The 4,334-nt window shown below is 66.1% G+C and carries 2 protein-coding genes, 1 tRNA gene and 1 pseudogene; 2 read left to right on the top strand and 2 right to left on the bottom strand.

Going from position 1 to position 4,334, the window contains the following annotated elements; translation table 11 throughout:
- Positions 1–126: 126 nt before the first annotated feature.
- Together FV222_RS18400 and FV222_RS18390 are read left to right on the top strand one after the other, a co-directional pair.
- A complete protein-coding gene (locus FV222_RS18400; protein ID WP_246685534.1) occupies positions 127–369 on the top strand; it encodes a helix-turn-helix domain-containing protein in 243 nt (80 codons plus the stop codon).
- A 553-nt stretch (positions 370–922) separates the two neighbouring features.
- A pseudogene (locus tag FV222_RS18390) lies at positions 923–1,905 on the top strand (IS3 family transposase); the annotation flags it as partial.
- Between the two features lie 134 nt (positions 1,906–2,039).
- On the opposite strand, the gene FV222_RS18385 reads toward FV222_RS18390, so the two are convergent.
- The gene (locus FV222_RS18385) at positions 2,040–4,037 is read right to left on the bottom strand and encodes a DUF6538 domain-containing protein (RefSeq protein ID WP_147815343.1); all 1,998 of its coding nucleotides are present in this window, start codon (positions 4,035–4,037) and stop codon (positions 2,040–2,042) included.
- A 109-nt stretch (positions 4,038–4,146) separates the two neighbouring features.
- Positions 4,147–4,221 (bottom strand) — tRNA-Gln (locus FV222_RS18380).
- Positions 4,222–4,334 lie beyond the last annotated feature (113 nt).

Here is a 4,334-nt window from a genome sequence, read left to right as displayed (position 1 = left end):
AATCAGCACGTCCGCCTGACGTAGCTTCGCGACGATCTCCTCGGGCTTCGGGTGCTTTGCCATCTCGTCCGTCCTCCAGGCTCAAAAGCCATACCAAAGGGCGGACCACTTCAATGGGGGCGGACCATGATGACCCACGACCGCATCGGTCGCGAAGAGCTGCCGCTGACGCACGAGTTCCTGGCGATCATGCTCGGCGTGCACCGGCTGGGCGCGAAGACGGCCACCCAAATGCTGGAGGGGACGGGGATGATCCTGGCTAAACGCGCGCACATCATCGTGCTCGACCGCGAGAAGCTGAAGGGCCTGGCGGGGAGCAATAGCGGCTTGGCCGAGATGGAATACGAGCGGTTGATGGCCATTGCCTGAGGGCGCAACGGTTTCGGTCGCTTCGCAGCAAGCTACTTACCCCTGCAGGCTCCGGCTGGCAGGGGCTCTCCTGTCTCGGCGAAGATGGCGCGGGTTTCGGCGAGCGGCACGGGGGCGTCTTTCAAGGCCCGGAGCATGGCGTTGCGCAGAGCCGTGACGGCCTGTGGGCTGGAGCCGGAGCTAAAGGGTGCTTTGATCCTCGCGCAGGATCACGTCCCGGCGCCAATGGAGGCGGTTCTCGATGAGCCAATGGGCGCGCCAGAGCCGCAGCAGCTTGTCGGAATCGGCCTGCTCGGACGTGAGGCTGGTGACGGCATAGGCGATTTCCCGGCCGATCCGTCCCGCCTTCTCGTAGGTCCGCTCGATCCGGCAGACCTGGTCGGCGCCGGGCCAGCCGAGATGTCACCTGGATGCTCCCATAAACTCCCTGCCAGCTCCGTCGCGATCGAAGCGGCCACCCGAACCTCCGGCATCCCAAACCGGACAGTCATGAATCTGGGATTGCCCCGGTTTGGTGGACACCGAGAACGCTTTCGCGTGAGGTGTTTGTCCGATGCCCAAGACCCGTTCCGCATACCCTGCCGAGTTCCGCCGTCAGATGGTCGATCTGGTCCGCGCCGGCCGCGATCCCACCGATCTCGCCCGCGAGTTCGAACCCTCGGGTCAGACCATTCGGAACTGGGTCGCCGAGGTCGACCGCAGCGAGGGGCGTCGGGAGGAGAAGCTTCCGAGCGCCGATCCCGGCCTGACGACGGCCGAGCGCGACGAACTCATCCGGCTGCGGCGTGAGAACCGGCAGCTGAAGCTGGAGCGCGATATCCTCTCTCGCGCGACGGCCTGGTTTGCGCGGGAGACCGGGGTCCTGCCGTCGGGGTCTTCCGGTTCATGAGCGCCAACCAGGCCGACTTCCCGATCACGGTGATGGCGGTCATCCTCGGCGTGTCGAAGGCTGGGTACTACGCCTGGGCCGGCCGGCAGCCCTCGGCGCGACGCGTGGCGGACGCTGCCCTGCTGAAGCAGATCCGCACCGTCCACCTCGGCTCGCACGAGACCTATGGCGCGCCGCGCGTCCACGCCGACCTGCGCGAGCAGGGCGAGCGGCATTCCCGCAAACGCATCGCTCGGCTGATGCGCGAGGCCGGCCTCGTCGGGGCCAGCCATCGGCGCGGCGGCCCCGTCACGACGCGGCGGGATCGAGAGGCGCGTCCGGCTCCCGACCTCGTCGACCGCAACTTCGCCGCCGCCGGCCCGAACCGGCTCTGGGTGGCGGACATTACCTACGTGCCGACCGCCGCCGGCTTCCTCTACCTGGCTGTCGTCCTCGACGTCATCAGCCGTCGGATCGTCGGCTGGGCGATGGCCAACCACCTGCGCTCGGAGTTGGTGCTGGATGCCCTGGAAATGGCCGTCGCCCAGCGCAGGCCCCGCGACGTGATCCATCATTCGGACCAGGGTTCGCAATACACGTCGCTGGCCTTCGGCAGCCGCTGTCAGGAGGCGGGCGTGCCACCCTCGATGGGTTCGGTCGGCGATGCCCGCCAGATTGACGAACTAGCCTCCACTTGACAGAGAGCCGGTCAACCAAATCGATTTAACGATACGGCCCTGAAGCCCACGCGTTTATCCCCGCCGTGCTGCCGGAGCGTTCGCAAGGCCGCCCAGTTCCACTGTCACTCGCGCACCCTGCGCGCCGGACTTGATGCCGCGCGTCGCCGGGATGCATGGGACCACGGTGCGATCTCGCCACGCTCCACCCAGGGCACGAGTCGGATCGGCTTCGGCTTCAGATGTGCCGTGAGGACAGGGAGCTTGGTCAGTTCCTCCAACTGAAGCTTGATCCCAATGGGATTGCAATATCGCTCCGTTGTCTCGGTCTTCCCGCCGTGGCCGAGCAGATCCGCGCGGAATTCCTCAGCGACTCGCTGCTGTTTGAGCGCGTTGCCGAAGTGGTGGCGCACCTGATGGGTCGTGAAGCCCGCCTTCGTGAAGGCCGGGCGTAGTTCGTCGTAGAGCCGGTCGCCGAGAAGGCCACGCGTAGACGGCGAGAACAGGTTTGGGAAGTCCCTCTTGTGGCCTGAGCGGAGCAGCGCAGTAACGTAATCGAGGAAACCCAAACGGACGAGTTCAGGATGGAGGGCGAGATTGCGCACGGACTGCGTATTCTTTACCCGTCCGAACTCGTTGAAGCACACGTGGAGGTAGGGATGCTCACCATTCGAGTTGATGACGTCCTCGACGCTGAGCGCGCAGAACTCTTCCCGCCGCATCCCTTCGTAGTGCGCGAGCATCGGCCCGAAATAGGCCGCGCGATGGAACAGCTCGGGTCCGGCAGTGTGCATGTCGTTCCAGGCGCGGCAGCCTGTGAAGACCGGCAGGGAGAAGAAGGTCTCCAGCGCCGTGCTCGGCGGTGTCGGCCGCTGGTCGCGGCCGCGCTTCTTCTTCCTGGCGCGGAATTCGGTTAGCGAGACGCTGAGGTCGATGGCGACACCCGCCTTCCGGGCTCGGACGAGGGCTTGCCCGAGGAAGGTGAGATGCCGGTCGCGGGTGCCGGAGGCGAGGCCGCGCTCGTCGGGCTTCTTCGCCTCGCTGATCCGGCGCAGATCGCGGATCGAGCGGTGCTTGTCCTTCGGGCTCTTGCCGACGCTCTTGAACAGCGCGCGCAGCAAACCGTCGAAGGCATCACAGTGCGTCTGGCGCAGGCCAGCGAGATCGGTCAGCCCGTGCTCCTCGCGCAGGAAGCGGCCGAAGAGCGTGAAGATGAATTCGGCCTGCCGACAGGTTTTGTCGTCCCACTCCCCGTCCTGACGCTTCTCCGCGATGAGCTTCACACCGATAGCATTAATGGTAACGGTGGATGCGCCCGCCGGTGCGGAGTTCGGCGCGAGCGGTGGTGCACTCGACGCGATCGGCTGAGGAACCGACGGTACCGTGATCGGGTCCGCCACCGCGGCGAACGGTTCAGCAACCCGCCGTTCGGATTCCACTTTGCACGCTTCCGTGCCGAGGGCCGCAATCAGATCATCGTAGGGTAGAGCGTCCGATACGAAGCGGTCGCGCGTGCGCAGTAGAGCTTCACCCAGGGCGCGCAGATAGATCGGCTCGGCTCGGGCCACGTTGCCCGGCGTTGGCAACGCTCCGACGTCTTCAATGATCTCGCGGATACGGGCCTTCGAGGGAGCCAACGCACCGCTCCTCTGCATAGTATCGAGGCATTCTTCGACACCGGCGATCTCGATCTCCGCGAGCCCCGCCTTCGCCATGGCCGCGTGATCATCCTCGCCGAGGCGACCGTTCACGCCCTTCACTGAGGCGACCCGATAGCTCCAGCCCATGGCTCGTTCGGAAGCCATTTCGGCCACCGGATCGAAGCCCGGCTCCTGTCGGGCGAAAGCCGCGACACGGTCGAGCTTCGCCTCGTGGCCGAGGAAGGCCTTCCGGAACAGCGTCGCGAGCTGCTCCTTCGTAATGGCGTCGGGCATGGTCGTCATGAACAAGTCGGCGGCGGTGGCGTCCAACTGGGCGGCGAGGAAGCGCGCACGAACCGGCTCACGCGTCCTCAGGCTGAGCTTCAGCCAATTCGCGCCGGTCGCCAAGGCAAATTTCGCCGGCATGCGCCGCCGCCAGTAGTAGACGGCGCCCCGGCGATGGAGGTTCGCTGCGAGCGCCATCCGGCCCGCCTCCCGTGTCCCACACGTGTGACCCACCTCCGTTGCCCAGTAGGGCCACAGAGATACCCAGCCACAGGAGGCACGAGCGAGATCAAGGACTTAGGAGGCTTGGCTGGGGCGCCAGGATTCGAACCTGGGAATGGCGGTACCAAAAACCGCTGCCTTACCACTTGGCGACGCCCCACCAGAGGACGGCGCTGTCTAGACGCGGATGCGCGGACAGGCAACTGGTTTGCGTAGGCGGCGGCGGTCGGTGGAGCAGGGCGCGATGGGCGGCGGGGTGGCTTTGGTGACGGG

Source organism: Methylobacterium sp. WL103 (genome assembly GCF_008039885.1).
Taxonomy (GTDB): domain Bacteria; phylum Pseudomonadota; class Alphaproteobacteria; order Rhizobiales; family Beijerinckiaceae; genus Methylobacterium; species Methylobacterium cerastii.
This window is presented reverse-complemented; position numbering and strand designations above follow the sequence as displayed.